Origin of the sequence: Flavobacterium sp. KBS0721 (assembly GCF_002007065.3) — a bacterium.
Classification (GTDB): domain Bacteria; phylum Bacteroidota; class Bacteroidia; order Flavobacteriales; family Flavobacteriaceae; genus Flavobacterium; species Flavobacterium piscis.
Window position 1 is genome coordinate 5,827,706 of the sequence record NZ_CP042170.1, and the last position, 26,080, is coordinate 5,853,785.

Here is a 26,080-nt window from a genome sequence, read left to right on the forward strand (position 1 = left end):
TTTTTAATCTCGCAAAGTCACAGAGTTGCAAATTTTTATTAAAATAATTTAAGAAAGATCGCGTGATACATCTCTACTCTTCGTAACGTTTTATTTCCCTGTCGTAAAACTCATTCGCCAAAACAATTAACCCTTCCATTTCAGCATTCAATTCTGCCTCGTCAAGATCTTCTGCTTCTTCCATAAATTCAACCTCATCGTCTTTTAGGTTGATGATGAATCTTGGGTAGTCAAGGTGAATGATGAAAATATCATCTGCGAAATCAGTATTGTCTCCGAGTAAAAATTTAGGTAATTCCATTTTTATATATTTATTATTTTGTTCTTTTTAGCCAATGATTAGAAAGATTCTTTAAAAAAATCTGTAAAATCAATAGCTCTGTTTTTCGGTTCAAATTTAACTATTTGAAAGTGAATTTTGGATTAATTTTTTTGTTAGGTTATGAAGGCGCATATAAAGGACGTTGCAGCAGAAGTTGGTCCTCCCAAAATCCTATTCAAACTCCCTTGAGCCTTTAATTCAGTATATACTTTTTTAGTCGGCAAAGATACTCAGAAAGGGATTCTTAAAATCAAAATATATTTAAATTCCAATTCTTCTAATTCCAATATGAAACTTCCAAATAAATTAAAATCTAAATTCTCCACAGGCCTGAAAAAGGGCAAATTTAAAATTATGTAACAATTTTGAAAAATTATATAACAAAGCCCGAAGACGTTGAAAGTATTTTTACATCATTAATAATTCAAAAATATTAGCCATGAAAAAATTACAAATGTTATGCTTATGTGCCTTCGCTTTTTTATACGCCAACAAAACTTTCGCTCAGGACAGTGAAATCCAGAATTATGATCAGGGTTTTAGATTAGGCTTTGGTGTAAATGGAGGAATACCAACTGATAATGATTACAGATGGTCACTTGGTGGAGATGTTCGTTTACAATATGATTTGACAAAGAAAGCATCTTTGACTTTAACTACAGGTTTTACAAACTTGTTTATGAAAGATCAAAATGGAGTTGAAGTAAAAGATCTTGGATTTATCCCGGCAAAAGCAGGTTTTAAAGCCTTTGTATGGGAAGATCAATTTTATGTTATGGGTGAAGTTGGTGCAGGATTTGCCGTTACAAACGGTTATAATGACACTACTTTTTTATGGGCGCCAGGGATTGGATATGCCAACAAATACATTGACATTAGTGTCCGTTATGAGGACTATGATAAATTTAATACCAATCAGGTGGCTTTACGTTTAGCCTATGGTTTTAAATTATAAAATTTAGGTTTATTTTATTTTTTTGTTTTTGGTATAAACCCGGGAGATCGCATAGTCTCCCGGGTTTTGTATTTTTATAGCTTAAGCATTAAACCTGCGATGTGCATTTTACCGCAAAGGCGCAAAGGTTTCGCAAAGTTCGCAAAGTTTTTACCTGTTGAAAAGAATGCAAAGTTCGCAAAGCTGAAGTGACAAAGCTTTGCGAACTTTTTGTTTTTTTTAACCTTACAAATAAAAATCTTTGCGGTCTTTGCGGTAAAATTCACCTCTTTTTTCTATTCTCTTTTTTCTATTCTCTTTTTTCTATTCTCTTTTCTCCAAATACTTCTTATCCGTCAAAGTTCTCATAAATGCAATAAGCTGTTTTTTTTCCTTATCGGATAAGTTTAATTTGTCTTCAGGTAAAGTTTGGTTCGGAACGTCGAATCCTAAACCTATTCCTCCTCCATCATTATAAAAATCAATTACTTCTTCAAGTGTTTTATAAACGCCATTGTGCATATAAGGCCCGGTAAGTTCGATGTTTCTTATTGTTGGTGTTTTAAACGAATTTTTATGAATGGCTGCCTGCGTGATGACAAACTTTCCTAAATCTCCGTCGAGTTTTTTATTTTTATTGGGAGTTCCCAGAATTTCACTTTCGGATCTGTCAAAGTTTGGCGGAACAGTTCCGTTTGTTAGCGGAACAAAATGGCAAGTGGCGCATTTGGCTTTTCCGGCAAACAAATTAAATCCTGCTTTTTCATCTTCAGTAAACGCTGTTTTATTTTGCATGTATGCATCAAACTTAGCATCGTAATGACTTAACGAACGAATATAAGATGCTAAAGCATTTTTGATTGCAAATTCATTAATTTCTCCTTTTGGAAAAGCCTTTTTAAAATCCTTCACATAATCACCATTCTTCTGAATCGTCAAAGCCGATTGTTCTAAAGAGCCGTGCATTTCATTTTCATTTTTAATAACCGCAATGGCCTGATCTTCGAGATAACTTACCCTCGAATCTGCAAAAAACACACGCTGAAAAGCAATATTGGTTAATGTTGGTGTATTGCGCTGAATCATTGATTTTCCGTCTAATGCAACCGCTGTTTGTAAACCATCCGTAAAAGCTTTTTCGGCATGATGACATGAAGCGCACGAACGTGTATTATTTCCGGATAAAACAGGATCATTAAACAACTTTTTACCCAGGGCGATTTTTTCCGGTGTTGTTTGATAATCCGGAAAACCCGAAAATGCTTCGGCATCAAAAGCATCTTTATCGAATAAAGTTTGTGCGGTAACTTTCAGGCCTCTTTGTTCTTTCATTAACGGAATTCCTAATTCGGCTTGTGTTTTATAAATTCCTTTGCTTAACGGATTTAAAATTTCTTTGATAAAATATGCACGATCAAAAGCATTAAAATTGGTATTTGCTTTTAAATATTTCTTTCCTTTTTCTAAAATCTCAATTACCTGCTTTCCATTCGAAACTGATTCGTTCTCCAGATAAATTTTATAATATTTTTCGATAGTTGCTAAAGCTACAGAAGCTTCAGGAAGTGAATTCAATATTACTGGAGAATCAAAACCTGTAATTCCCAAAGTAATTATTCGGTACACTTCAAGTCGCATAGCATCAAAAACATGCGCATCTGTTAGTTCATTAGACTTTGATACTTTTTCTAACCGAATTAAATTTGAAGATAAAACTCCCAATTCCTGAAGTAGTTCCTTTTTACTTTCTTTATTGTACTTCGGAAAAACCAATTCCTCGATAACCTGAAAACCTTCGGGCGGAACCGTTACTTTATCATTTTCTTCAAACTCCGGTATTGCAGGTCCGTTGATCGATTTAGAAACTGCGGGCGAATAATACTCGCTGATCATTTCGACCTTTTTATAGCTTTCATGTGCTTCCAGAAATTGTCGCTGAATTTGCGCTGCAGTAGAATCCGCTTGTACGGAATACTTCAATTTGGCTACTTTTTCAACCAATAAAGTGATATCAGCCTGAAACAGTTCATTTACTTCCTGATGTTTGCTTTTTTTCTCACAAGCAATAAACACAACCAGAAAGAACAAACAATATATTTTTTTCATGATGTAATAAAAATTAAAAGAGGAATATTCAGAAAAACAGAAACCACTACCTCAAATAGAGATAGTGGACAACTGTTTTATAATAATTTAGAAATTTATCTCGCCAAACCTTTGATCACTACAATTTGACTTGCCTGATTTTCTTTCGGGCGATTTGTTCCTCCGTCAGGACTTAAATATTTTTCTCCTGTCCAGGTATGCGGCTGAACGCTTAACATAAAAGTATCATCAATACCCACCTGATCTGATACGTCGATCAAAGCACCATATTCCCAATCTCCAAATTTCGAAGTTCCGCCTACGTTATATTTCGCAGCATCTGTAGCAGTACGACGGTGATCTAATTCAACTACAACTTTCAACGCTTTTGTAGCAATATTGTATTGGTAGATATAAGCATCGTGAGTTTCGTCTCCGTATCCGTTAGCATCTTCCTGAACGTATACATAGTTTTTAGTTACACAAATGTTATCCGGATTTTGGAATTTCCCTGCGACACCTGAACGGTTATCTCCGTCAAGAATAACCTCAAGAGTTCCTTTTAACGGGTCAGCAGCATCAAGATTTAATTTGTAAACTCTACCGTATTTTGTTCTTGAACCATCTGCATTTGTTCCTGTAGTATTTTGTCCTGTTACGTTAAAATACAATTCACGATCTGCAGCATCACCACCTTTACGGTAATCTAAATCTTCTACACGACCAAATTTAATCGCTTTTAGAGTATTTACTGATGCATTGATTTGCGCACCGGTAAGCGTAGTATGGTTGTCGATTTTTACAAAAGAAACCGGATATGTTTTACTAACTTCAATATCCTTTTCTCTTTGGTTGTCATCATTTCTTTTTAGCATATACAAAGAACCATTGGTTAAATCACCTACAGCATTTGATACATACATAAAAACCTGACCTCCGTAAGTTCCAGAATCGTCATCGCCAATTACAACTACTGTTTTCCCTTTGTAAGCAGATGTGCGCAATGGCAAAGCATTTTCAGCGCTTAAACGGCCAAATCCAGCCAATTCTTTAGATACAGATGCAGAACCTACACTTCCGTAAGGATCTAATGCATGCGTGCGGGATTCTTCACCAGATTCTCCACAAGTTAAATAAACAGGTCCAAAGCCATGTTCTTCTTTTGTTGCCATAGTCGCGCCACACAATCTCCATGTTCCTCCGCTAGAGTTTAGCAAATATTCCCCTTTTGTAGGTTTAAATGTTTTGTCAAGCGTAATTCTCGAAACAGCAAAATTATCTTCGTTGTTTACTAAAAAAGTAAAAGTTCCGTCAGTGTTTTTCAATAAACCTGAACCATCTGCAGAACCTCCAAAAACAAATTTCGGACTGTCCGGAAATACATCATCTGAACTAAAAAGAGAGTAAATTTTTAAACTCTCAAAACCTGCCTGTGCCTTTAATAAACTTGGCGTTACAGATTGATCCTTTAATACAACACTCGTTGGTGTTTCTGTTTCGTCTTTAGAATCGTTATTGTTACAAGATGTAATCAACGAACCTAAAATAACCAGGGGTAGAATAATTCTTTTCATTTAGCTAAAAATTGGTTTTATTTTTTTTACAAAGTAAATCCGTACTCTTTAACTTAAAATGACTTTCATATTATCAAAAAAATAAGACTGAGATCAAAATCTCAGAAATACTACAAAAAAATTAACATTAAATTAGTAATTCAAAACACACGTAAACTTCTAGTAACATTGAGGCAAAAAAAAGAGTCTTACTTTGAACTGCCCCCAAAAAGTTAGACACTATTTGGGGGCATTTTTATGGAAAGAAAAGTCAAGTACAATTGTGAATTTAAACTTCGTTGTGTAGAAGAAGTTTTGAAAAGACATAATTCGGTTAAAGGCACAGCTAGAGCAAACAAGATAGCTGAAAGCAACCTTACGTGCTGGATTAGCCGCTATAATGAATTTGGAATTGAAGGTCTTTTTCCAAGGCAAAAAAATAAAGTTTATACTGCAGACTTTAAATTAAAAGTGATACAAACCATTGAAAATAAGTCTTTATCTTTGGATGAAGCCTGCTTGATTTTCAAAATTCCAGCGCAGTCAACCATAATAAGCTGGCAAAGAAAATATGCAAAAGATGATTTGGCAGGTTTAGAACTTAAATCACGTGGTAGACCAGCAGTTATGAATTTTAAGAGAAAGCAACGAAAAACAGACAAACCTCTAACCAGGGAAGAGGAACTCTTAAAGGAGTTAGAGTACCTGCGCGCTGAGAATGAAATTCTAAAAAAGTTCAACGCCTTAGTTCAAGCCGAGCAAGCCAATCAAAACAAAAAGCTCAAACCATAATGGAATTAAGGCATAAGTATGATTTAGATCTTTTACTAAATTGTATGAACATGGTTAGAAGTACGTATTATTATTATGAAAAGAAAGGTCAGGCAATCGATAAATATCAAGAGATAAAAGATTTAATTAAACAGATTTACAATTATCATAAAGGTAGATTAGGATATAGACGTATTACTCTATTAATCAAAAAAGAGGGGATTTTAATTAATCACAAAACAGTGCTTCGATTGATGAAATTTTTAGGATTAAAAAGTTTAATCAGAATCAAGAAGTACAGATCGTATAAAGGAGAGCAGGGAAAGATAGCTCCTAATCTACTACAGCGCAATTTTAAAGCTGATAGACCTAACCAGAAATGGGCAACCGATGTGACTGAATTTAATGTTTCTGGCAATAAATTGTACTTATCGCCGATAATTGATCTGTTTAATGGAGAGATAATTAGCTATGAATTATCACAAAGACCAGTGTTTAATCAAGTTTTAAATATGCTTGAAAAAGCATTTAAAAAAATACCCGATAATACTAATCTGACTCTGCATTCTGACCAAGGCTGGCAGTATCAAATGAAACAATACCACCATTTATTAAAGAAAAAAGGAATTAAACAAAGTATGTCCAGAAAAGGTAATTGTCTTGATAATGCGATAATTGAAAACTTCTTTGGAATATTAAAATCAGAGTTGTTTTATCTTAAAAAATACACTTCCATTAATCAATTGAAACAAGAGATTGTTGAGTATATAAATTATTATAATAATGACAGAATTAAACTTAATCTAAAAGGAATGAGCCCGATACAATATCGAGCTCATTATTATAAAACTTAATTATTAATTTGTCTAAACTTTTGGGTGCAGTCTACTTTAAGACTCTTTTTTTAGTTCCTCCTTGTACATTTCAAAATTGGCTTTTATTGCATCATCCAGTTCCGGTTCTTTAATATCCGTGTATTGTTTCATCTCTTCCCAGATAATTTTGGCCACAATATAACGGGCCATTTCCTTATCATCAGCAGGAACTATATACCACGGCGCGTGTTCTGTCGAAGTTTTATTGATCGCCTCTTCATAATATTCCTGATATTCGTCCCAATGTTCACGTTCTTTCAAATCACCCGGCGAAAATTTCCAGTTGTGTTTTCCCTCTTCAAGTCGGCGTAATAAGCGTTGGCGCTGTTCTTCCTTGCTTAAATGAAGATAAAACTTCATCACAATCGTTCCGTTCTCTGCAATGTGACTTTCAAAATTATTAATTTGTTCAATTCTTCTTTTCCAAAATTTGGGTTTAATATCATCAACCGAATTAATTCCCGGTAAATTCTCTGCCAAAAGAAACTCAGGATGTACGCGTGTTACCAAAACATTCTCGTAATGTGTACGGTTAAAAATTGCAAACTTCCCTTTTTCCGGCAGAGCAATATAATGACGCCACAAATAATCATGTTCCAGTTCAGCCGAATTAGGCGTTTTAAAACTGTGCACCACCACTCCACGCGGATTAAATTCTTTAAAAACCTCCCTAATCAAACTGTCTTTCCCCGAAGTATCCATTCCCTGAAGGCAAATTAAAACCGCATACTTGTTATGCGCATACATGACATCCTGCAAATCGCTCAGTTTTGCCTGTACTTTATCCAGTTTTTCCTCCTTTTCGTCATCATCCGCTTTTACCTTTAGTAGGGTCGGAATTTTTGACAATTTTATTTTATCTGTAACTTTAAAATCCTTCGGGTCTATCGATTTCATATATGTTGATTTTATTTATTAGAGGTCATATATGTTATCGCCTTTTCAAATCTTTTTCTTTCTATAGAGATTTATAAGTGGCGATTTCATATATTCTACATTTTTATAATTATAAATATACTAATTTTACGAATCCCGATAGCTATCAGGACTGCTCATTGTAATACTTTCTCGATAAATTGTTTTTTTACAAGCCACAATAAGAGCTTTTTCTGGTCGCTTTGTTCTGTCAGTAAAAAATACAATTTCTTCTCAAAGTATTTTCATTGCTATCAGGGCTCATATCTTTACATTATTATATCAAAATCTTATCTTTGGATATAAACTATTGATAAACAGAACTAAGTTGCAAAATTCTATCGGGGCGAAATACATCATTGATGATATTGTAAACACTAGGTAAATCCTCTTAGTTTTAATTACATTTTAAGTCACAATAGTACTTAAGCACTTTATTTTAGATAAAGATGCTGTATAAAAAATGAGCAAAGACCAGTGTAATTTTTTGTTTATTATTCTAAAATATGGAATTATGAATTTAAAGTATTCTGTGGGACTAGACGTTTCAAGCAAAAAGATCAATGCTTGTATGAGTTGTATTGATGAAAAACAAAAAGTAATTGTAAAATCAAGTACTGTAATTTCCAATAATAAAAAAGGATTTAAAATTTTACAAGATTGGGTATTAAAACACGTAAAGGAAAATGTTCCAGTTGTTGTATGTATGGAAGCTACAGGGATTTATCATGAAAATTGCGCTTATTATTTATTTGAAAAAGGATTTTCGGTTTCTATTATTTTACCCAATAAGGCCAAAAAGTATTTGGAAGCAATTGGATTAAAATCAAAAAATGATAGTATCGATGCCAAAGGATTATCCCAGATGGGAGCCGAGCAATGTTTGGATACCTGGCAGCCTATGGGAACATTTTTTTATGAATTACGACTATATACCAGACAACATCAAAATGTAACCGAATTAAAAACGGTTTTAAAAAATCAATTCGATGCATTAAGTTTTGCCATGCATCAAGTCGATCCAGTAACAAATCAATTAAAAGAAACCATAATTTTATTTGACAAACAGCTGAAAGAATTGGAAAAAGTAATCAACAACCACATAAAATCAGATGCAAAAATAGCTGAACGTGTTGCTAATATTTTAGAAATAAAAGGCATTGGGATTTTAACTTTAGCAACAATTTTAGCCGAAACTAATGGTTTCGAACTCTTCAACAACTACAAACAATTGGTTTCTTACGCAGGTTATGATGTTGTAGAAGCCCAATCAGGAACCAGGGTTGGAAAAACCAAAATATCAAAAAAAGGTAATTCCAGAATTAGAAGAGCAATGCACATGCCATCACTTGTTGTTATAAAATGCGAAGTAAAACCATTTAAGGAACTATTTGAACGAACTTATAATAAGCACGGAATCAAAATGAAAAGCTATGTTGCCGTTCAAAAGAAATTACTGACAATGATTTATTATATGTGGAAGAAAAAGGAACGCTTTGAACCAAATTATATAAAAAGCATCCAAGAAAAGGAGCAGAAGTCTTTCTCTCTGTTTGCCTTTGAAAAAGGCATAAAAAACAGCCCCAATAAAATTGAGGCTGCACAAGGTAAACATCCAGCGAATGATCACAGTAAGTTTCCTCTCTGTTAAAACAAAGATAAAAAATATTAAAATTAATTAGGTAATTAAGATAGTACCTAGGTTTAGTATTCAAAAGAACTTTTCCAATATTTCAAAATCAATAATGACCAAAACAATTCTATTTTTATTTGTTTTTTATTTATCCACTATAGGAAATGCACAAACCAATAAAGAAATTGACATTGATAAATTAACTTCTGATTTCATTAAAGATCTTAAGTCAAAAAAAATCGATATAATTTGTGTGTATGAAAATTATTGTGTGGGATGCGAACGAACATATGATTCATCTAAAATATATGACGAAGAAACTTGCGAAGATGAACTAAAACATGAACCAGCATATGTTTTCTGGAAAGAAAAAGGAAAGACATTCTTAACTAAAATAAATACCTGTTTCAAATACCCGGGAAGCATAGTTTCTAAAGATAATTTTTGGGATATTTATTTCTCAAATAAAAATTTAATCGAAAAAGAAGTTGTCAAGCCATTTGAATATAAAATTTCAACTGATAAAAACAAACACACATCAACTTTGAGAACCTCTCATTCTAGATATCAGGTTTTTAAAATGATAAATAAGAATAAAACAACAATAAAAGTCTTCGACCATTTTAACCTAAAAAAAACAAACGATACTTTCTCAGACAAAACATTGTACAATATAAACTACGAACATAACATTAACTTAAAAAGTAAATTAATAATTGACATGCTCGAAAGAATAACTTCGGAAGCAGAAAAAAACAATACATTTAAAAAGATAAAGTCGAGATAAATAAAAGCTTTCAAAAACAAACATTTCATGGAAAAATTCACATTAGAAATATTATTTCAAATCATAGGCATCGGTTCGGCATCAGGATTATTTTATAACAATGATGCACTTTATATTATTGGCGATAACAGCGGATTTTTATACGAATACAATATGCAGAATCAGCAATTAAATCAACACGCTTTAATTGATAATCCGTCGCAAAACATTCCGAAAAACATTAAACCCGATTTTGAATCGATCACGCATCATAATGATACCTTATATGTATTTGGTTCCGGTTCTACCGAAAACCGAAACAAAATGATCGAGTTTGATCTTAAAAACAAAACCATTTTACAAAAAAACAATCTCGTTGATTTATACGGTTTAATGCAAAGCTTTGGCGAAATAAAACCGGAAGATTTTAATCTCGAAGGTGCAATCTTCGATGGTGAAAACTGGTATTTATTCAATCGCGGAAACGGAGTTTCAAACAAAAATACCATTTTTACCATTCATGCTAAAAGTCTGGGCGAAGAATTTGCCTTGGTTGCTACCAATTATAAACTGCCAAAAATAAAAGGCGTTCGCTCCAGTTTTACCGATGCCATCTTGGTCGAAGACAAAATTTATTTCCTTTCTACCGCCGAAGACACCAAATCAACTTACGATGATGGTGAAATTCTTGGAAGTTTCATTGGCCGAATCGACCTTAAAACCATGAAAATAGATTTTACTCAAAAAATAACCTCAACCAATAAATTCGAAGGTCTAACTTTCTATAAAAAAGAAAATAACAAAATTGAGTTTTTATTGTGCGAGGATAATGATACGGAATTGTTGGAAACTAAGATTTTTAAGTTGGTTTTGCCGGTTAAGTAAATTTCATGAGAAAAATAATTCTTTCTTTGTTAGTACTTATCATTCTTTTGAGTATTGGTTATGTATTTTATAATTTTAAAATAAATAAAACTGAAATAAAGAGCTCTACAACATTCAATTTTAAAGATTTAGATTTTAATACAAAAAAAGGGTATTTCATACGGGCAAAAGATTTAGATCCAAAGTCATTTATTACACTTCTAAAAGAGAAATACAATAAAGATTCGAAATTTAATTTTGTAACAATGATAGGAGATTTTCCTGATAATTGGGTAAAACCGAATGATATTGAGTATTTGATATCAATTATGCATTCTAAAGAAAAATGTTGTGGATATATGAGTACATTTTCCTCTTTTATGTCAAGTGAAAGTGGTGAAGTTGGAGGTTTTGCAATAATTTTTCTAAACTCCTATATTTCAAAAACAGAAATTAATATGGGATTGAATTGCAATCCGAAAACAAATGAAGAATCTATTAGGAAAATAGAAAATTGGTATGAAAATACAGTAAATAAAAATTAAATTCATTTTTTCATTTCTATTTTTATTATAACGTAGAGGCTTACAGCAGTGCGTCTCCCGCAACGAATGTCCACTTGTATATTATTGAGAATGATATATACATTGTCGATTTACTTGCGAATGATGGATTAAAATCCATCTCTACAATATGATCCGTTGCTCCGGAACTCTTTATAAAATTCCGGAGCAATAACATAAACTGGTGAATATCTTTGCGGGAGACGCACTGCTGTGCGTCTCTACAAATGTGCCTTTACAAATATATTCAAAGATAAAACCTTTGTAACTTTGAACCCCTGTACCTTTGAACCTTTAAAAAAAACTTTTTTTAACCTCCGTCCCAACCTTTTTATCTTTTCAACCCTCTTTAGTATAAAGACAACAATTGTGATAAACGAAACGCTAATTTCTAACTGCAAAAAAATGAACCGTGATGCCCAGCGTCAGGTTTATGAGCATATGGCTCCAAAATTGTATCGCCTTTGCAAACGATACCTCAAAAAGGAAGAAGAAATAGAAGAAGCCATGGCTGACGCTTTCTATACCATATTTACAAAACTGGAGCAACTAAAAGAGGTGCTGGCTTTTGAGGCCTGGGCGCGTAAAATAACCGTAAATCATTGTTTGGCAACGATAAAGAAGCACACCAATTTCAATATGTATCTTGATGATGTCAAATTGCTTTCGCAACCTTTTACGGATGAGATTAATATATTAGAAGAAGAAGATTTACTCAATTTACTCAACCATATTCCAGACGGCTGCAAAACTGTTTTTAACCTTTTTGTAATTGAAGGTTTTGGACACAAAGAAATTGCCGCAATGCTAAACATTTCTGAAGGCACATCAAAATCACAATTGAATGCCGCCAAAACGAAGCTAAAGGATTTAGTAAATAAATTGTATTACCAAAAAGCAAAATAGTCATGGACAATCAAGATAAAATATTCAATAAATTTAAAGAAGCCGCAGAAAACTCGGAACAAAAAGATTTTCCCGGAATGGACAAAGTCTGGGCACGCGTTGAAGAAAAACTCGACAAAAAAGAAGATAAAAAAGCAATCTCGTTATGGAAAAAAATTGCCATCGCAGCTTCTCTTTTATTATTAATTTCAATAGGTTCTCAGTTTATAAAATCAGACAAAACAACAATTCAGAATTCTACAGTTGTTAATAAAGAAAAGATAAAACAAAACATTTTAGAGAAGAATAAAGCTGTTGTTGCTTCAGATTCAGTACTAATTCCAAAACCGGAAGCGCTTAAAATTTTAGATAAGCAAGTTACCACTCAAAATAATGTAGCAGAAAATACCGCTTACGTTTCTGAGGCTACGGGAGCAGGAAGCGCAGATGCCATCATTAGTCAAGAACCTGCCAATGCACCTATACAAGCTGAGTATGCGCTAGAAGAAGATAATAATAATTTGAAAGATAAAGCGGCTCAAAACTTAGATTATTCCAGAACTATAGAGAGAGAATCGGCTAAAGTTGCATTTGCTGATAACCAAACTCAGGTAGCTAAAAAAAGTGCTCCGCTAATTATTCTCAACGGAAATGCAATAGCACATAGCGACGACCAAAAAAGAGATAAAATGATGCAGGCCGAACTTCCTAATTTGCAACCTGAAAATGTAGATTCACTAGTTGTTCTGGACGCTCCATTATATATTATTGACGGAATTTATTATTCTGAAAATGATTTATTCGGCAAAAATCCCACAAGTCCTTATGCCCCTTTGAATAAACAGGAAATAAAAACCATAACTGTTCTTCAGGATCTTGAAGCCACATCAAAATATGGCGAAAAAGGCAAAAAAGGAGTGGTAATTATCACTACCAAAACAGGTAAGCCAACTCCTAAAAACTAAAAGAAAAAATCTAAAAAATCTTTGTCAAAGTGTAATGCTTTGACAAAGATAAAACTCATCATTTACTTCAAATTATCATCATGAAAAACGTAAAACTTATTTCATTAGCCCTTTCTATGCTTATATGTTTCGTTGCTAAAGCACAGGAAAAAACAAAGACAAAAGATACATTGCAATCCATTTTAACCAATAAAATAATAATCTGTGCACCATCCCGGCCTCTTCTCAATGAACCATTAACAATTCTGGACGGAATTGTAATAGATGCCAAACAATTTTCTAAACTAAACCCCAATGATATCGAAAGCATTCAGGTTTTAAAAGCTAATGATGCAACAGCTCTTTATGGAGAAAAAGCGATACATGGAGCTATTGTGATTAGATCAAAAAACAAGGATTAAGCTTTAAATCATTACAATTCAAACCAATTTAATATTGATTTATTAACAAAATTATTTTTACATTTGATTTCCTTTTGAAAATCCTTCAAAATTTATTCAGATAAAAATATTTATATAAATCAATATCAAACAAAATTTCATGAACCCAATTTTAAATCAGAATCTATTTCTTGTAAAAGAACATATCGGTATGTTTAAAGCCGCTAACAACTACGACATTTACAATCCGGAAAGCAATGAAATTATAATGAACTGCCGCGAGAATAACCTGGGCTTTTTTACCAAAATGTTACGCTTCACAGATTATAAAAGAATGACTCCTTTTGATATTGAAATTACTACGGCTTCGGGCGAAAAAATAATTTCTGTAAAACGTGGTATCGCTTGGCTTCGTTCGACTGTTGAAGTTTTTGACGAAAAAGACCGTTTAGTGGGAACATTTAAACAAAAATTATTTTCGATTGGAGGAAAATTTGAAATTCTCGATAAAAACGAAAGAACTGCCGCCACGCTTCAGGGAAAATGGACAGGTTGGGATTTTAAATTCAGTCATGAAAACAAACAATTGGCCCAGGTAAGCAAAAAATGGGCAGGAATGGGCAAAGAGTTTTTTACGAGCGCTGATAATTATGTGCTACAAATTGAAGAAACTGTTGCGCCAGATAGTCCTTTAAGACAATTAATCCTTGCCGCTGTTATGTGCATCGACATGGTACTGAAAGAATAAATTGAAGTTGTTAAACTTAGATTAAGAAAATAAGCGAAAGCATGATTTTAGGAAGCAAAAACTGTATTTTTGTGTTACTAAAATGATGCTTTTTGCATTTCAAAAAATAAATCATGACAGACTTAAAAAATAAAAATGCCTTAATTACAGGTGCAGGAAAAGGAATTGGAAAAGCAATTGCAATTGCACTTGCCAAAGAAGGAGTAAACGTAATTTTAGTTTCAAGAACTCAGGCAGATGTAGATCAATTGGCTGCTGAAACTACTGCTTTAGGTGTAAAATCTCTTGCTTTATCTGCTGACGTTTCTGATATTAATTCTATCAATAGTGCGGTAGAAAAAGCTTTTGCAGAGTTTAAAAGCATAGACATTTTAATCAACAACGCCGGAATCGCTGCTTTTGGCAATTTCATGACATTGGAACCAACTGAATGGGAAAAAATTATTCAGGTAAACTTAATGGGCACTTACTACACAACCCGTGCAGTTTTACCTAATATGATCGAAAGACAAACTGGTGATATCATCAATATTTCGTCGACAGCGGGATTAAATGGAAATGCATTGACAAGTGCTTACAGCGCATCGAAATTTGCCGTTTTGGGATTGACTGATTCTTTAATGCAGGAAGTTCGCAAACATAATATTCGCGTTACGGCTTTAACGCCGAGTACGGTTGCCACCGATTTGGCTTTAGACTTAAAACTTACAGATGGTAATCCGGATAAAGTAATGCAATCTGAAGATGTCGCCGAATTAATTATTGCTCAGCTGAAATTAAGCCGTCGCGTTTTCATTAAAAACAGCAGTATTTGGTCTACTAACCCTTAAAAATAAAATAAATTCCAAAATTTAAATTCCAAATTCCTATTCTTGAACGTAAAAAACTTTATGAATTGGAATTTGGAATTTTAAAAAATTGGAATTTCAACAAAAATATGATGGAACAATATTTAAGACAATTAATTTCAATAGAATTTCAGGATAAAAAAGAACTTTTTACCGGATTTCTTATCGATTATTCTGACGACTGGATTTTACTACGAAACAATCCGGAGGATTTTATACTGGATGGTTTTGTGATTTTGAAGAACAAAAACATCGAAGCCATTCACAGAGATCAGGATCTTGCATTTACCGAAAAAGTAATTCGTTTAAAAGGTTTAAAAACAAATGCTGAGGATATTATCCCGATTAGAGATTTGAATTCGATCCTGAATTATGTAAATAACAAATACGGCATTTTTCAGATTTCGAAAAAATCAGCAAAATCAGCTTATTTAGGAAAACTGATCGAATTAAACGACGAGGAATTAACTATTGATTTTTTAGATATAAAAGGTCAGTTTGGTGGTGAATTGAGTTTTAATCCGCAAAAAATCAGAGTTATCGAGTTTGATACGGATTATATTAATTCGTTGAAATTAGTGATTCCGGAAGATCAGAAATAGAGTATGCATAAAACTATTCTATTATTCGCCGCCTTTCTTTTGATTTCCTGTTCACAAAAAAATAAATCCGAGAATCCCATAATCGAAAAATCAAAAAAAGATTCTGTTTCGGTTAAACTTCAAGACAAAACCTCTCAAGCAGAAAAAACAAATAAACTCTTGATTGGTGAAAAAATTGAAGGTGACTTTGATGGTGACGGAAAAAATGAATTTGCCTTTGTTACCAAAACAAAAGAAGGTGAAGGAAATCCTATTGAAGACGGAACTCCTGACGAATACACGATTTCTTTTAGTAATTCAGCACTAAAACCCATTGTTATTGGCTGTTGCGAAGCTCAGCTTATTAACGAAGGAGATTTAAACCAAGACGGAAAAGATGATTTTTCAATCTTTCAGGCGCCTATGAACGGATGTACTTATTCGATGACAACCTATTCTTTGCAAAATTCAAACTGGAAACAAATTATAGAATCCTTTTTAATTCCAACTGGCTGCGAAGGATTTACAGCTGAAGATTTACAAAAAAGTATTTTCCTTGAAAATAAAACAGTTTATAAAATGGAAAAGGATCCTAATGACGAAAGTTTAAAATTGACCCGAAAGAAAATTGAATTGAAATAAATGTCGCGAGTTTTTGCTATTCATTCTTTGAAATTGGCAATTGCAGAAAGATCAAAAATAGAATTTTATTCTGACTACAACTAACGTTTCAACTTTGACAAAGTTTTAAACCAAAGCTGCAAATAACGTTCATTTTACGCAAAATAACCACAAAAATTGAATTTAAACTTTAACAAAGTTCTCGAAATCAGAAAGCACATTTTAAAGGGTTTTCTGATTTCGAGAACTTTTTTTATAACCATCTTCTAAAGCAAAATATAGCCTAAAATGACATTTGTAAGTCTTTTAAAGGCTTTATTTCCCAAACTTAAATCTGAAATTTGCACTCGTTAAAACAATAATGGCTTTCATTGGTTACATACTGAAAATGAAGACTTAAATGTTTTCTTATAGAGAACAGATTAAAAGAAATCGTAAAACTTAGTCTATTTTTTTTAGTTGCAAAGCATTAAGACATTTCACCAAAAAATTCAAAACAATGATATCTTACTGGCTGCTCTTTTTCTTCATCATAATTTTTTCAAGCTTACTAGTTGTAATTCTAATATTAGTTTTTCGTATAACTTCTTTCTCACAGTATAAGCGAACTATTGTTTTAACATTTCTAATTCCTGCCATTGGCCTATTTATTTATATGACTTTTGGATGCCTTAACATTTGTGTAGTCAAAAATAATGAAAACGTTAGCAGATATGTATTGGTATATAACACCACTTACAAACTTGAAAACGGAGTTATCTTAGCTGTAAACTTCCAAAACGAAGACTCTGCCTCCCTCATAATAAACGACACGGCAACTCCTTTGTTTTTTGATTTAATTGGCTACAGTAAGACAGGAAATACCTCAATAGAATATGGTCATAAAGATATTCTTCCATACAGTATAAATACTGTGACGCAATATCCGGATTATTTCTTTTCAGAGCCACCAGCAGAAATAACAGTCTCTGGCTCAAATTACGCTGCAACTAATTTAGTAATAGAAGGATGGCTCCATAAAAATTAATCATTAGTTATATCTAAAAGTGCAGCACATTTCTAACTATATCTATTTACATTTTTTTAAACGAAATAAATTTTTAAAATAAATTAAAAAGCCTAATATATGGAAACAAAATCATTACAGTTCCCAAGTAAAATCTATATAAATAAGCAAAAATTAAAAAATGAATCTATAATTTTTGGCTTGCTTACATTATCGTGCCTGTTTGGATTTTGGTACGGAACCGGAAAATTTTTTACTGAAAATTTCTATTATCCTAAATTGGTTATTTTTATGCCAATATGTTTTGTGATATTATTAATTGAAACGATCAAAAAGTATAAAATTGCATCAAATAATGAGGCAATAATGGCTCTAACAGAAAAAGGCATTGAGTTTTTTAATAAGGATTATACCGGAGTAGGTATTGTTCCCTGGACTGAAATTACTGGCGCAACAGAACTAGAAACTGGGAGTTCTTACTTTGGTTCTGCAAAGGTAAAAGAACTTTGCATTACTGTTAAAACACCTGCTTATTTTGATAAAATAGGAAATAGTACCAAAAAAAAGTTGATGAAATTTAATACCAAAAACAAAATCCAATCAATATTTAAAATTGAAGCAACAGTTTTAGATGTAGATACTATAAAGTTCAAAAAAACGATTTATCAAATGATCGAAAAAACTAATATTTAATTAATCCATAAAAGTCATGTTTTATTATCACAGTATTGTTTCAAAGCCTTTAACTTCGATACTAATAGAAAAAGAGACTTGCCCGGTTTGCTCTAAAAAAGGAACTATCGAAGTTATATTATACATGAAATATGCAGCTGCAATAATCCCTATGTTTGGGCTAGGCAGACCAACCGCTGTACATTGTACCGAATGCGGTCATGAGATTAAATCAGTAAATACGCCTTTACTTGCTGAAGCATTTGGTCAAAAAAAATATTCTCCCGGAATAATTAATGCAATAAAAAACATTAAAGCCAATCATAAGCGCACACTCTGGCAATTACTTTATCCTTGGTCACTGTTAATTTTGCTGGGTTTATTATTTCTTCTTGGTTTGTTAAAACAATACTCTGTTTCACATACCAATGCACAAACCAGTGAAATGCTTGCAAATCCAAAAATTGGAGACGTTTATAAGGTAAATATTGATTCCATGTTTTTGTTAAATGCAAATACCATGGGAAGTAAAAGATCACAAACCCTATTTAAAATCATAGATATAAAAAGTGACACTCTTTTGATGGTTCGCAGCAAATATAAAACGGAAGGAATTGGCGTTAAAGAAAGCGACTGGAGTTCTCTATCCCGAGAAGACAATGCGTTTGAGACTATTCCTTACAAAATAAGTTTAAAAGGAATTACTGAAAATAAAGAAGTATACGAATTCTTTAATCAAAAGAAAATTGATTCAATAAACAAAACAGATGTAGTAAAATCAATAAATCCTTTTCACTTTTCCAAATCAATTGGCCAAATTCCTAATTATAATGGAATTGAAATTGTAGAACGAAAATAGCAACACTATGTTTTACATTATTAGCATTGTTACTAAGGCTCTAACCTCAAAACGATTAAGCGATGAGACTTGTCCGGTTTGTTTAAAAAAAGGTTGCCTCGAAGTAACATTATATTCGAGATATGCTAAGGCAATCATTCCTTTTCTATCAATGGGCAGTCCGACTAGTGTACATTGTACCGAATGTGGTCATGAAATAAAATCAGTCAATGCTCCTTATTTTGACAAAAAAAAATATACGCCTGGAATACTGAATGGTATAAAAGACATTAAGGCCAGTCGCAAACACTCTCTTTTTCAATTTATTAATCATGTGACTGTTTTTATTATATTGGGATTAGCACTTATTTATGGTTTATTTTCACTTTGGTCTTTTAAAAACACTAATACACATATTAATGAGTTGCTTAAAAATCCTAAAGTTGGAGATGTTTATAAAGTTAATATGGATTCAACGTTATTAACGCCCGACGGAAGAGCTACCCAAAATAAGAGTTTTCAAACTTTATTTAAAGTTATAAATATAAAAAATGACACGCTTTTAATGGTTAGCAATAAGCATAAAAGCGAAGGAATAGGTGTCAGCGAAAATGATTGGAATTCTCTATCCCGGGAAGATAATGCTTTCGAAACTATACCTCATAAAATAAGTCTGAAAGGAATTACAGAAAAAAAGGAAATATTCGAATTCTTCAATCAAAAGAAGATTGATTCAATAAATAAGACAGATGAAGTAAAGTCTACAAATCCTTTTCATTTTTCTGCATCAATTGGTAAAGTACCGAATTATAATGGAATCGAAATAGTAGAACGAAAATAGCATTACTATTAAAAAACAAAAACGCTCTTTAATAAAGGGCGTTTTGTTTTTATTGTCTTTTAGCTAAGAAACAAATCACACTCGTGACTCGACAAAGATCAGCGATATTCTTTGCTGAATTTCTAGTGTGATTTCTTTCTTCGGTCGAAATACTATACTTAAAAATACCTTCTAAGCCTCCGCTAATTTTTTTATAAAATCTAAACGAACACTTCCGTCTTCATCAATTTTAGTCAAATTAATTTCTTGCAGCGTATTTACTAACTCCGGATTCCAAGGTGTTTTTACTTTTACGTAATTTTCGGTAAAACCATGAATGTATCCTTCTTTATTTTCACTTTCGAACAAAACCGTTCTGTTAGATCCTAATTGATTTTCGTAAAAAGCACGACGTTTTTTAACGGATAATCCGCGTAGCATTTTGCTTCGTTTTGCTCTAACATTTGCAGGAACAGTTCCTGGCATATTTGCAGCTTCGGTATTGTCTCTTTCTGAATACGTGAATACGTGTAAATATGAAATATCCATTTCATTAAGAAAATGATACGTTTCCAAGAAATGCTCATCGGTTTCACCGGGAAATCCAACAATCACGTCAACACCAATACAAGCGTGTGGCATTACTTCGCGAATTTTGTTTACTCGTTCTGTATATACTTCACGTAAATAACGACGTTTCATTAATTTTAAAATATCATTGCTTCCTGATTGCAACGGAATATGAAAATGAGGTACAAAAGTTCTGCTTTTAGACACAAATTCTATTGTTTCATTTTTCAATAAATTAGGTTCAATAGATGAAATTCGCAAACGCTCAATTCCATCCACCTTATCCAAAGCCTGAACTAAATCCAAAAAAGTATGTTCGTGTTTTTTGTTCCCAAATTCTCCTTTTCCGTAATCACCGATATTTACTCCGGTTAAAACAATTTCTTTGATATTTTGAGCCGAAATCTCTTTAGCATTTTGCAATACATTTTCAAGAGCATCACTTCTTGAAATTCCTCTTGCTAACGGAATCGTACAATAAGTACATTTATAATCGCAGCCATCCTGAACTTTCAGAAAAGCACGGGTCCTGTCTCCAATAGAATAACTACCTACATAAAAATCGGCTTCGGCAATTTCGCAGGAGTGAACCTCACCCATGTCATTTTTACTCAAATCATTAATATAATCGGTAATTTTAAATTTTTCGGTAGCACCAAGAACCAAATCAACGCCATCAACGGCAGCTAATTCTTCTGGTTTTAATTGTGCGTAGCAGCCTACTGCCGCTACAAAAGCTTTATCGTTAAGTTTCATTGCTTTTTTTACGACCTGCTTAAATTGCTTATCAGCATTCTCTGTAACTGAGCATGTATTGATAACATAAATGTCTGCAATTTCTTCAAAATCAACACGATCAAAACCTTCGTCATTAAAATTTCTGGCGATTGTAGATGTTTCTGAAAAATTCAGTTTGCAACCAAGCGTATAAAAGGCAACTTTTTTTCTGTTTTCCATGGGAATAAACTACGTTTTAAGTAGTAAGATATTATATTTACATCTCTTTTAAAGAGTTTGCAAATTTACGTACAATATTCTTTAAAATAAAATCAATAATATACTATATATCAATAATTTGCAGCAAACCAATATTTTAAACTGTTATAAAAAACTATCAATTAGCGATCACAAGCCATGAAAATTTTGTTTTAGTAAAAATGATGTTTTCTTTTCGATAAGAATTAAATGACAAAAACATCGATTAAATGCAAATATTATCGATTAAATACATTTTTTTGCGTATTAAATTGAAATTTTCTTACATTTAGCTTTGTTTAATTCGTTCATTAAAAATAATTTTACTTCCTGCAAAAGCAGTGAACAAAAATTATATTATTTAAACAATAATTTGCGCATAACAATTTTGTTTTTCCCTCGTTATGTTGTTGTTTTGTTGTTATAAAAAATGGGAAGGCCGAAAACCAGAAAGAGTAGGCAAAAATTATAAATTAAAACTCCATATGAAAGCATTTTTACCCACAATCTGCTTGATGTTCTTAACCATTTTTAGCTCGCAAGCGCAAACTGCTGCTCCAGCTGCTAATCCATTTCCATCTATTAGTACATTGACAACTTGGGCGAGCTTAAATTCTCAATCTCAATTTGATATTGCAATTCGTGCGGTTGGATTTAAATTTGAAGTAAAAGAACCGGGTGAAGGCTCAACAGCTTACACTTATATTCGTAAAGTAACTGTAAATGAAGTAAACTATACTGATAGAATTGTTTACAGAATTACAAGTAATAATTCAGCAAGTATTATTTCGTTAGTAACAGCTTCTACTGATTTAGTTAGTTTGTACACACCACAATTGTCAACTTTTAAGAACAACAATTGTAAAACTGAAATGTCTAAAGACAAAAACACTACTTGTACTTGTTACGAAAGTGCGAATTTTGCAATCGATCTTTGCGACGAGCGTGTAAAACTTACAATGGGTGACGGAAATAAATATTTTGTTTCTGTAGCTAAAAAATAATCTAATATTTAGATATTAGAAAAACTACGAGCTGTTTTCCAAATCTTTGTGAATCTTAAACGAGATTAAGTTTACAAAGATTTGGAACGCATTTCTTAGGTTTTATAGGTTTGGATTTTTTAGTTCGTACCAAACTTCCAATTCTTCTTGATATTCAAAAGAATTTACGTATTGCAAACCAAGCTTTTCTAAAATTCTTCTTGAGTTTTCATTTCCTGCATCTGCATACGCGTAAATCGCATCTACTTTCATTACGTTAAGAGCGTGATTTATAAAAGCTTTACCAGCTTCGGTAGCATATCCTTTTCCCCAATGTTTTTCGATAAAACGATATCCTATTTCATAAAAATCTTTATGATTGTTGATTTCATTGGTAATAAATTTTATTCCTGACCAGCCTATAAACTCATTCGTTTCTTTTAAGATCACAGCCCAACGACCTGTTCCAAAATTCTTGTATTGTTGCTGAACCAATTCAATATAAGCCCGACTTTCGTCAATATGTGTAATAGGTTTATTCCCTACATAAGTATGTACATTTGGATTAGATTCCAATTCGAACATTCCAATATCATCTGTAGAAATAAATTCTCTAAGTATTAAACGTTCTGTTTCTATTGGATCTTTCATCTCAGGAATTATTTAGTTTAAAATGTAGCGTTGTACTACTTCAGCAACTCCATCATTATTATTTGATGCTACAATAACATCTGCTCTGTCACGCAATTCAGGCGTTACATTGTCAACCCAAACTCCAAGTCCGGCATATTCGATCATCGTTAAATCATTTCCTGCGTTTCCTACGGCAATAATTTCACTTTGATGAATGTTTAGCTTTTCAGCCAGAAGTTTTAAACTCGCTGCTTTATCAATTCCGTTTTGAGCCGCTTCCAGAAAGAAGGGTTTCGACATTGCAACACTTAAATGTGGCATTGCCAGTTTTAAATCTCCTTCAACTTCTTTGAGATAAGAAGGTTCTGCCAATAAAATACATTTTACTGCAGGTTTGGTAACTGCTGCTTTAAAATCAGGTACTTTATTGTGTGGCAATCCGGTGATTTCTTTTTCGATGTCGATGTATTCAGAATCTGTTTCGCTAACAATTTCACCATCAATATAGGTAATAATATGCGTTTTCATTTTTACACTATAATCGTATAAATCATGAATTTGTTCCGGTGTTAAACATTGTTCGAACAAAACCAAATCATCTTTTACGGTACTAATTACAGCACCATTAAATGATATAATATAAGAGTCGTACAAATCAAGCTGCAATTCTTTAGCGTAAGCTGTCATGGCAGATGTTGGTCTGCCTGAAGCCAAAACTAAATGAACGCCTTTTGCCTGCGCTTCAAGAAGTACTTTTTTATTTAGGTCCGAAATTTTATGATCGTCTGTCAACAAGGTATCATCCATGTCGAGCACTAGCATTTTATATTGCATTATTTCTTAGTTTTCAGTCTCAGTTTTCAGTCTCAGTAACCACTGGAAACCGCGACTGAAAACTGAAAACTTCCATTAGATACTCATTCTGAATTCTTCGATAACTGGATTTGCTTTTGCAAAATCTGTTTCCTGAATAAATACCTCAACGGCTAAATCAGATTGTCCAAAACCGCCTAAACGAGCTGACTGAATATTATCTTTTTTTGTAGTTTCTACACCTGCTTGTTCTAATCTTTCTTGTAAAGCAAGTGCCAATACTTCACTTCCTGAATATACCTTCATTAATCCCATAACATTCTGTTTTTTTTGTAATTATTTTATTTTCTAATGTAATATTATTTACAGATTTTTTTGAAAATGTTTTTTTTCAAAACAGCACTGAAAACTGAAACTGAAAACTGCGACTTTCTTACTCTTCTTCCTGAATATCATCTTCTTCCTCATCAAGCTCCTCTTCACCTTCTTCGTCCATATCAAATAAATAAGGCTCTAACATCATTTTATCAGCCAGAATTTCGATGCGTTCTGTCAATGTTTCAGCAAAAATAAGACGTTGCGTTTTGGTGATACTGTTCGAAATACGCATGATTTTAGTTTCGTGACGTAATTTCAACATTGGATCTGCATCATCTATAATAAACATTTTCAAGCGGTTTACATTATAACCTGCGGTTGTAAACATGTCGCTTAATTTATTGGGTGTACCAATTAAAACATCGATTCCTGTCGAGATATAATTTTTATCATAATCTGTATCACCTTTGTCGTGTACGCCGTAAACTTCAAGATTAGAATATTTTCCGTATTTTTCGAAAAGTGCTTCCATTTCTAATACTTTCGCTTTGTCTTCAACAAAAATCAAAGCGCGTGGTGATTCTTCAGTATGACCTGACAATTGCTGAATAACATTCAAAACAATAGTTGTCGATTTTCCGCTTCCGGCCGGAGAAAGAATAATGCAATCTGCACCACTTTTTATCGTCGAAAAAGTTTCCTGCTGCAAAACATTTGCTTCTGTTAAACCATTTTCGATTAATGCGTCTTGTAATTTTTCGTTTATTTTTTTTAGTTTCATCTTTTTGTGCTTTAAGCTTTAAGCTCTACGCTCTAAGCAAAAATTATTTATTCTATTTGATAGACTAAAGCCTAAAGCTTAAAGCCTATTGCGCGAAGCATCTATTTGCTTGCAAACATTTTTACATCGGTTTCAGAAATTTCGTTTCCTCCTAAAATGATCAATCTTTCGACTACATTTCGAAGTTCACGGATATTTCCTGTCCAATCGTATTCCTGCAATAATTGTATGGCTTGCGCCGAAAATACTTTAACCACGTTTCCTTGTTCCGATGCTATTTTAGCAGCAAAATGCCTGATCAAAGCCGGAATATCATCACGTCTTTCGTTTAATGGCGGAACCTTAATTAAAATTACAGCCAAACGATGGTACAAATCTTCACGGAATCGACCTTCGGCAATTTCGGTTTTTAAATCCTTATTGGTTGCAGCCACAACACGAACATCAACTTTTATATCTTTTTCGGCTCCTACTCTGGTAATCATACTTTCCTGCAAAGCACGTAACACTTTGGCTTGCGCCGAAAGACTCATATCTCCAATTTCATCAAGAAATATAGTTCCTTTATCAGCGGCCTCAAATTTTCCTGCGCGATCTTTTACTGCCGATGTAAAAGCACCTTTTACATGACCAAACAATTCACTTTCGATCAATTCACTAGGAATCGCAGCACAGTTTACTTCTATTAAAGGGAAATTAGCACGTTCGCTTTTTTCATGTAATTGATGTGCTACTAATTCTTTTCCGGTTCCGTTTGGTCCTGTAATTAAAACTCTGGCTTCTGTTTGGGCAACTTTATCAATCATTAGTTTAATATGACTGATGGCTTCGCTCTCCCCTACCATTTCGTAGTTTTTACTCACCTTTTTCTTTAAGATTTTATTTTCAACTACAAGTTGTTTTTTATCCAAAGCATTACGAACGGTGTTCAATAAACGATTTAAATCCGGTGGTTTCGAGATATAATCAAAAGCTCCCAAACGCATGGTATGAATCGCGGTTTCCATATCGCCGTGACCTGAGATCATCACCATCGGGATTTCAGGTTTGATTTTTTTAGCTTCTTCTAAAACTTCTACACCGTCCATTTTTGGCATTTTGATATCACACAAAACCAAATCGTAATCGTTGTTTTTTATTTTTTCAAGACCCGCAACTCCATCTTCTGCTTCCTCTACCTGATACGTATCATTTTCTTCTGATAAAATTTTCACCAAAACTCTTCTGATCGATGCTTCGTCTTCTATAATTAGTATTTTACTCATTTTTTTTGAGGTGCTAAGGTTCTGAGTTGCTAAGGCTCTAAGGTTTTTATTTATAAAGCTAAGAAATCTTAGCCTCTTAGTATCTTAGAACCTTAGC

General features: G+C 32.9%; 29 protein-coding genes. 19 read left to right on the plus strand and 10 right to left on the minus strand.

The window, feature by feature from the left end; genetic code table 11:
• Nucleotides 1-73: 73 nt before the first annotated feature.
• A complete protein-coding gene (locus B0M43_RS24170) occupies nucleotides 74-301 on the minus strand; it encodes a hypothetical protein (RefSeq protein ID WP_041517047.1) in 228 nt (75 codons plus the stop codon).
• A gap of 460 nt (nucleotides 302-761) precedes the next feature.
• On the opposite strand from B0M43_RS24170, the gene B0M43_RS24175 reads away from it, so the two are divergent.
• Entirely contained in the window at nucleotides 762-1,277 is a 516-nt protein-coding gene (locus B0M43_RS24175) for a hypothetical protein (RefSeq protein WP_065451263.1), read from the plus strand.
• Nucleotides 1,278-1,580: 303 nt separating this feature from the next.
• Here B0M43_RS24175 and B0M43_RS24180 read toward each other — a convergent pair whose 3' ends face one another.
• Together B0M43_RS24180 and B0M43_RS24185 are read right to left on the minus strand one after the other, a co-directional pair.
• A complete protein-coding gene (locus B0M43_RS24180; protein WP_078005727.1) occupies nucleotides 1,581-3,362 on the minus strand; it encodes a cytochrome-c peroxidase in 1,782 nt (593 codons plus the stop codon).
• 95 nt (nucleotides 3,363-3,457) lie between these two features.
• Entirely contained in the window at nucleotides 3,458-4,915 is a 1,458-nt protein-coding gene (locus tag B0M43_RS24185; protein WP_123921749.1) for an alkaline phosphatase PhoX, read from the minus strand.
• 237 nt (nucleotides 4,916-5,152) lie between these two features.
• On the opposite strand from B0M43_RS24185, the gene B0M43_RS24190 reads away from it, so the two are divergent.
• Both B0M43_RS24190 and B0M43_RS24195 read left to right on the plus strand, forming a co-directional pair.
• Nucleotides 5,153-5,686: a helix-turn-helix domain-containing protein gene (locus tag B0M43_RS24190; RefSeq protein WP_078005728.1), complete on the plus strand. Its 534-nt coding sequence runs from the start codon at nucleotides 5,153-5,155 to the stop codon at nucleotides 5,684-5,686.
• A complete protein-coding gene (locus B0M43_RS24195) occupies nucleotides 5,686-6,519 on the plus strand; it encodes an IS3 family transposase (RefSeq protein ID WP_078005729.1) in 834 nt (277 codons plus the stop codon). The genes B0M43_RS24190 and B0M43_RS24195 overlap by 1 nt, the downstream gene beginning before the upstream one ends.
• A gap of 36 nt (nucleotides 6,520-6,555) precedes the next feature.
• Here B0M43_RS24195 and B0M43_RS24200 read toward each other — a convergent pair whose 3' ends face one another.
• The gene (locus B0M43_RS24200; protein ID WP_078005730.1) at nucleotides 6,556-7,437 is read right to left on the minus strand and encodes a PPK2 family polyphosphate kinase; all 882 of its coding nucleotides are present in this window, start codon (nucleotides 7,435-7,437) and stop codon (nucleotides 6,556-6,558) included.
• 532 nt (nucleotides 7,438-7,969) lie between these two features.
• On the opposite strand from B0M43_RS24200, the gene B0M43_RS24205 reads away from it, so the two are divergent.
• The 15 genes from B0M43_RS24205 (at nucleotide 7,970) to B0M43_RS24275 (ending at nucleotide 19,666) form a co-directional block, all read left to right on the plus strand.
• Nucleotides 7,970-9,106: an IS110 family transposase gene (locus tag B0M43_RS24205; RefSeq protein WP_065450665.1), complete on the plus strand. Its 1,137-nt coding sequence runs from the start codon at nucleotides 7,970-7,972 to the stop codon at nucleotides 9,104-9,106.
• Between the two features lie 94 nt (nucleotides 9,107-9,200).
• Nucleotides 9,201-9,875: a hypothetical protein gene (locus tag B0M43_RS24210; protein WP_078005731.1), complete on the plus strand. Its 675-nt coding sequence runs from the start codon at nucleotides 9,201-9,203 to the stop codon at nucleotides 9,873-9,875.
• 27 nt (nucleotides 9,876-9,902) lie between these two features.
• Nucleotides 9,903-10,739: a hypothetical protein gene (locus B0M43_RS24215; protein WP_078005732.1), complete on the plus strand. Its 837-nt coding sequence runs from the start codon at nucleotides 9,903-9,905 to the stop codon at nucleotides 10,737-10,739.
• 5 nt (nucleotides 10,740-10,744) lie between these two features.
• Nucleotides 10,745-11,263, plus strand: a complete 519-nt coding sequence (locus tag B0M43_RS24220) for a hypothetical protein (RefSeq protein ID WP_078005733.1) — start codon at nucleotides 10,745-10,747, stop codon at nucleotides 11,261-11,263.
• 423 nt (nucleotides 11,264-11,686) lie between these two features.
• Nucleotides 11,687-12,187 carry an RNA polymerase sigma factor gene (locus tag B0M43_RS24225; RefSeq protein WP_078006153.1) on the plus strand — a complete coding sequence of 167 codons (501 nt, stop codon included), beginning with the start codon at nucleotides 11,687-11,689 and terminating at the stop codon, nucleotides 12,185-12,187.
• A 2-nt stretch (nucleotides 12,188-12,189) separates the two neighbouring features.
• The gene (locus B0M43_RS24230; protein ID WP_078005734.1) at nucleotides 12,190-13,131 is read left to right on the plus strand and encodes a hypothetical protein; all 942 of its coding nucleotides are present in this window, start codon (nucleotides 12,190-12,192) and stop codon (nucleotides 13,129-13,131) included.
• Nucleotides 13,132-13,211: 80 nt separating this feature from the next.
• Nucleotides 13,212-13,532, plus strand: a complete 321-nt coding sequence (locus B0M43_RS24235; protein WP_078005735.1) for a TonB-dependent receptor plug domain-containing protein — start codon at nucleotides 13,212-13,214, stop codon at nucleotides 13,530-13,532.
• A 139-nt stretch (nucleotides 13,533-13,671) separates the two neighbouring features.
• Nucleotides 13,672-14,259 (plus strand): LURP-one-related/scramblase family protein, encoded by a 588-nt coding sequence (locus B0M43_RS24240; protein ID WP_065451254.1) that lies wholly within the window; start codon nucleotides 13,672-13,674, stop codon nucleotides 14,257-14,259.
• Between the two features lie 113 nt (nucleotides 14,260-14,372).
• On the plus strand, nucleotides 14,373-15,089 hold the full coding sequence (locus B0M43_RS24245; protein WP_078005736.1) for a 3-ketoacyl-ACP reductase: 717 nt from the start codon (nucleotides 14,373-14,375) through the stop codon (nucleotides 15,087-15,089).
• 110 nt (nucleotides 15,090-15,199) lie between these two features.
• Nucleotides 15,200-15,709 carry a hypothetical protein gene (locus tag B0M43_RS24250; protein WP_078006154.1) on the plus strand — a complete coding sequence of 170 codons (510 nt, stop codon included), beginning with the start codon at nucleotides 15,200-15,202 and terminating at the stop codon, nucleotides 15,707-15,709.
• Between the two features lie 3 nt (nucleotides 15,710-15,712).
• Nucleotides 15,713-16,330, plus strand: a complete 618-nt coding sequence (locus B0M43_RS24255) for a hypothetical protein (RefSeq protein ID WP_078005737.1) — start codon at nucleotides 15,713-15,715, stop codon at nucleotides 16,328-16,330.
• Between the two features lie 697 nt (nucleotides 16,331-17,027).
• On the plus strand, nucleotides 17,028-17,336 hold the full coding sequence (locus tag B0M43_RS24260; RefSeq protein WP_123921751.1) for a hypothetical protein: 309 nt from the start codon (nucleotides 17,028-17,030) through the stop codon (nucleotides 17,334-17,336).
• A 99-nt stretch (nucleotides 17,337-17,435) separates the two neighbouring features.
• Nucleotides 17,436-18,008: a hypothetical protein gene (locus tag B0M43_RS24265; RefSeq protein ID WP_078005738.1), complete on the plus strand. Its 573-nt coding sequence runs from the start codon at nucleotides 17,436-17,438 to the stop codon at nucleotides 18,006-18,008.
• A gap of 124 nt (nucleotides 18,009-18,132) precedes the next feature.
• Nucleotides 18,133-18,846, plus strand: coding sequence for a hypothetical protein (locus B0M43_RS24270; protein WP_078005739.1), 714 nt, complete (start codon nucleotides 18,133-18,135; stop codon nucleotides 18,844-18,846).
• A 7-nt stretch (nucleotides 18,847-18,853) separates the two neighbouring features.
• Complete coding sequence (locus B0M43_RS24275; protein WP_078005740.1) at nucleotides 18,854-19,666, plus strand: hypothetical protein; 813 nt, start codon at nucleotides 18,854-18,856, stop codon at nucleotides 19,664-19,666.
• Nucleotides 19,667-19,837: 171 nt separating this feature from the next.
• Here the strand turns inward: B0M43_RS24275 and mtaB are convergent, their stop codons facing one another.
• Nucleotides 19,838-21,172: a tRNA (N(6)-L-threonylcarbamoyladenosine(37)-C(2))-methylthiotransferase MtaB gene (gene mtaB / locus B0M43_RS24280; RefSeq protein ID WP_078005741.1), complete on the minus strand. Its 1,335-nt coding sequence runs from the start codon at nucleotides 21,170-21,172 to the stop codon at nucleotides 19,838-19,840.
• A gap of 503 nt (nucleotides 21,173-21,675) precedes the next feature.
• Between mtaB and B0M43_RS24285 the strand changes: the two genes are divergently transcribed.
• Nucleotides 21,676-22,194: a hypothetical protein gene (locus B0M43_RS24285; protein WP_065451486.1), complete on the plus strand. Its 519-nt coding sequence runs from the start codon at nucleotides 21,676-21,678 to the stop codon at nucleotides 22,192-22,194.
• A 102-nt stretch (nucleotides 22,195-22,296) separates the two neighbouring features.
• Here the strand turns inward: B0M43_RS24285 and B0M43_RS24290 are convergent, their stop codons facing one another.
• From B0M43_RS24290 to B0M43_RS24310, 5 genes are all read right to left on the minus strand, one after another.
• Nucleotides 22,297-22,824, minus strand: coding sequence for a GNAT family N-acetyltransferase (locus tag B0M43_RS24290; RefSeq protein WP_078005742.1), 528 nt, complete (start codon nucleotides 22,822-22,824; stop codon nucleotides 22,297-22,299).
• A gap of 12 nt (nucleotides 22,825-22,836) precedes the next feature.
• Complete coding sequence (locus tag B0M43_RS24295) at nucleotides 22,837-23,640, minus strand: Cof-type HAD-IIB family hydrolase (RefSeq protein WP_078005743.1); 804 nt, start codon at nucleotides 23,638-23,640, stop codon at nucleotides 22,837-22,839.
• Nucleotides 23,641-23,715: 75 nt separating this feature from the next.
• Nucleotides 23,716-23,934 (minus strand): putative signal transducing protein, encoded by a 219-nt coding sequence (locus tag B0M43_RS24300; protein ID WP_065451243.1) that lies wholly within the window; start codon nucleotides 23,932-23,934, stop codon nucleotides 23,716-23,718.
• A gap of 118 nt (nucleotides 23,935-24,052) precedes the next feature.
• Nucleotides 24,053-24,718 (minus strand): DEAD/DEAH box helicase, encoded by a 666-nt coding sequence (locus B0M43_RS24305; protein WP_078005744.1) that lies wholly within the window; start codon nucleotides 24,716-24,718, stop codon nucleotides 24,053-24,055.
• 101 nt (nucleotides 24,719-24,819) lie between these two features.
• Entirely contained in the window at nucleotides 24,820-25,983 is a 1,164-nt protein-coding gene (locus B0M43_RS24310) for a sigma-54 dependent transcriptional regulator (protein WP_065451240.1), read from the minus strand.
• Between the last annotated feature and the right edge of the window lie 97 nt (nucleotides 25,984-26,080).

Coding starts and splice junctions, on each gene's coding strand:
- B0M43_RS24255 (WP_078005737.1), top strand. CDS start 15,713: ATGCATAAAACTATTCTATTATTCGCCGCCTTTCTTTTGATTTCCTGT.
- B0M43_RS24300 (WP_065451243.1), bottom strand. CDS start 23,934: ATGGGATTAATGAAGGTATATTCAGGAAGTGAAGTATTGGCACTTGCT.
- B0M43_RS24210 (WP_078005731.1), top strand. CDS start 9,201: ATGACCAAAACAATTCTATTTTTATTTGTTTTTTATTTATCCACTATA.
- B0M43_RS24185 (WP_123921749.1), bottom strand. CDS start 4,915: ATGAAAAGAATTATTCTACCCCTGGTTATTTTAGGTTCGTTGATTACA.
- B0M43_RS24265 (WP_078005738.1), top strand. CDS start 17,436: ATGGAAACAAAATCATTACAGTTCCCAAGTAAAATCTATATAAATAAG.
- B0M43_RS24290 (WP_078005742.1), bottom strand. CDS start 22,824: ATGAAAGATCCAATAGAAACAGAACGTTTAATACTTAGAGAATTTATT.
- B0M43_RS24235 (WP_078005735.1), top strand. CDS start 13,212: ATGAAAAACGTAAAACTTATTTCATTAGCCCTTTCTATGCTTATATGT.
- B0M43_RS24230 (WP_078005734.1), top strand. CDS start 12,190: ATGGACAATCAAGATAAAATATTCAATAAATTTAAAGAAGCCGCAGAA.
- B0M43_RS24240 (WP_065451254.1), top strand. CDS start 13,672: ATGAACCCAATTTTAAATCAGAATCTATTTCTTGTAAAAGAACATATC.
- B0M43_RS24275 (WP_078005740.1), top strand. CDS start 18,854: ATGTTTTACATTATTAGCATTGTTACTAAGGCTCTAACCTCAAAACGA.
- B0M43_RS24220 (WP_078005733.1), top strand. CDS start 10,745: ATGAGAAAAATAATTCTTTCTTTGTTAGTACTTATCATTCTTTTGAGT.
- B0M43_RS24310 (WP_065451240.1), bottom strand. CDS start 25,983: ATGAGTAAAATACTAATTATAGAAGACGAAGCATCGATCAGAAGAGTT.
- B0M43_RS24170 (WP_041517047.1), bottom strand. CDS start 301: ATGGAATTACCTAAATTTTTACTCGGAGACAATACTGATTTCGCAGAT.
- B0M43_RS24195 (WP_078005729.1), top strand. CDS start 5,686: ATGGAATTAAGGCATAAGTATGATTTAGATCTTTTACTAAATTGTATG.
- B0M43_RS24200 (WP_078005730.1), bottom strand. CDS start 7,437: ATGAAATCGATAGACCCGAAGGATTTTAAAGTTACAGATAAAATAAAA.
- B0M43_RS24180 (WP_078005727.1), bottom strand. CDS start 3,362: ATGAAAAAAATATATTGTTTGTTCTTTCTGGTTGTGTTTATTGCTTGT.
- B0M43_RS24190 (WP_078005728.1), top strand. CDS start 5,153: ATGGAAAGAAAAGTCAAGTACAATTGTGAATTTAAACTTCGTTGTGTA.
- B0M43_RS24215 (WP_078005732.1), top strand. CDS start 9,903: ATGGAAAAATTCACATTAGAAATATTATTTCAAATCATAGGCATCGGT.
- B0M43_RS24245 (WP_078005736.1), top strand. CDS start 14,373: ATGACAGACTTAAAAAATAAAAATGCCTTAATTACAGGTGCAGGAAAA.
- B0M43_RS24270 (WP_078005739.1), top strand. CDS start 18,133: ATGAAATATGCAGCTGCAATAATCCCTATGTTTGGGCTAGGCAGACCA.
- mtaB (WP_078005741.1), bottom strand. CDS start 21,172: ATGGAAAACAGAAAAAAAGTTGCCTTTTATACGCTTGGTTGCAAACTG.
- B0M43_RS24225 (WP_078006153.1), top strand. CDS start 11,687: ATGAACCGTGATGCCCAGCGTCAGGTTTATGAGCATATGGCTCCAAAA.
- B0M43_RS24175 (WP_065451263.1), top strand. CDS start 762: ATGAAAAAATTACAAATGTTATGCTTATGTGCCTTCGCTTTTTTATAC.
- B0M43_RS24205 (WP_065450665.1), top strand. CDS start 7,970: ATGAATTTAAAGTATTCTGTGGGACTAGACGTTTCAAGCAAAAAGATC.
- B0M43_RS24250 (WP_078006154.1), top strand. CDS start 15,200: ATGGAACAATATTTAAGACAATTAATTTCAATAGAATTTCAGGATAAA.
- B0M43_RS24295 (WP_078005743.1), bottom strand. CDS start 23,640: ATGCAATATAAAATGCTAGTGCTCGACATGGATGATACCTTGTTGACA.
- B0M43_RS24285 (WP_065451486.1), top strand. CDS start 21,676: ATGAAAGCATTTTTACCCACAATCTGCTTGATGTTCTTAACCATTTTT.
- B0M43_RS24305 (WP_078005744.1), bottom strand. CDS start 24,718: ATGAAACTAAAAAAAATAAACGAAAAATTACAAGACGCATTAATCGAA.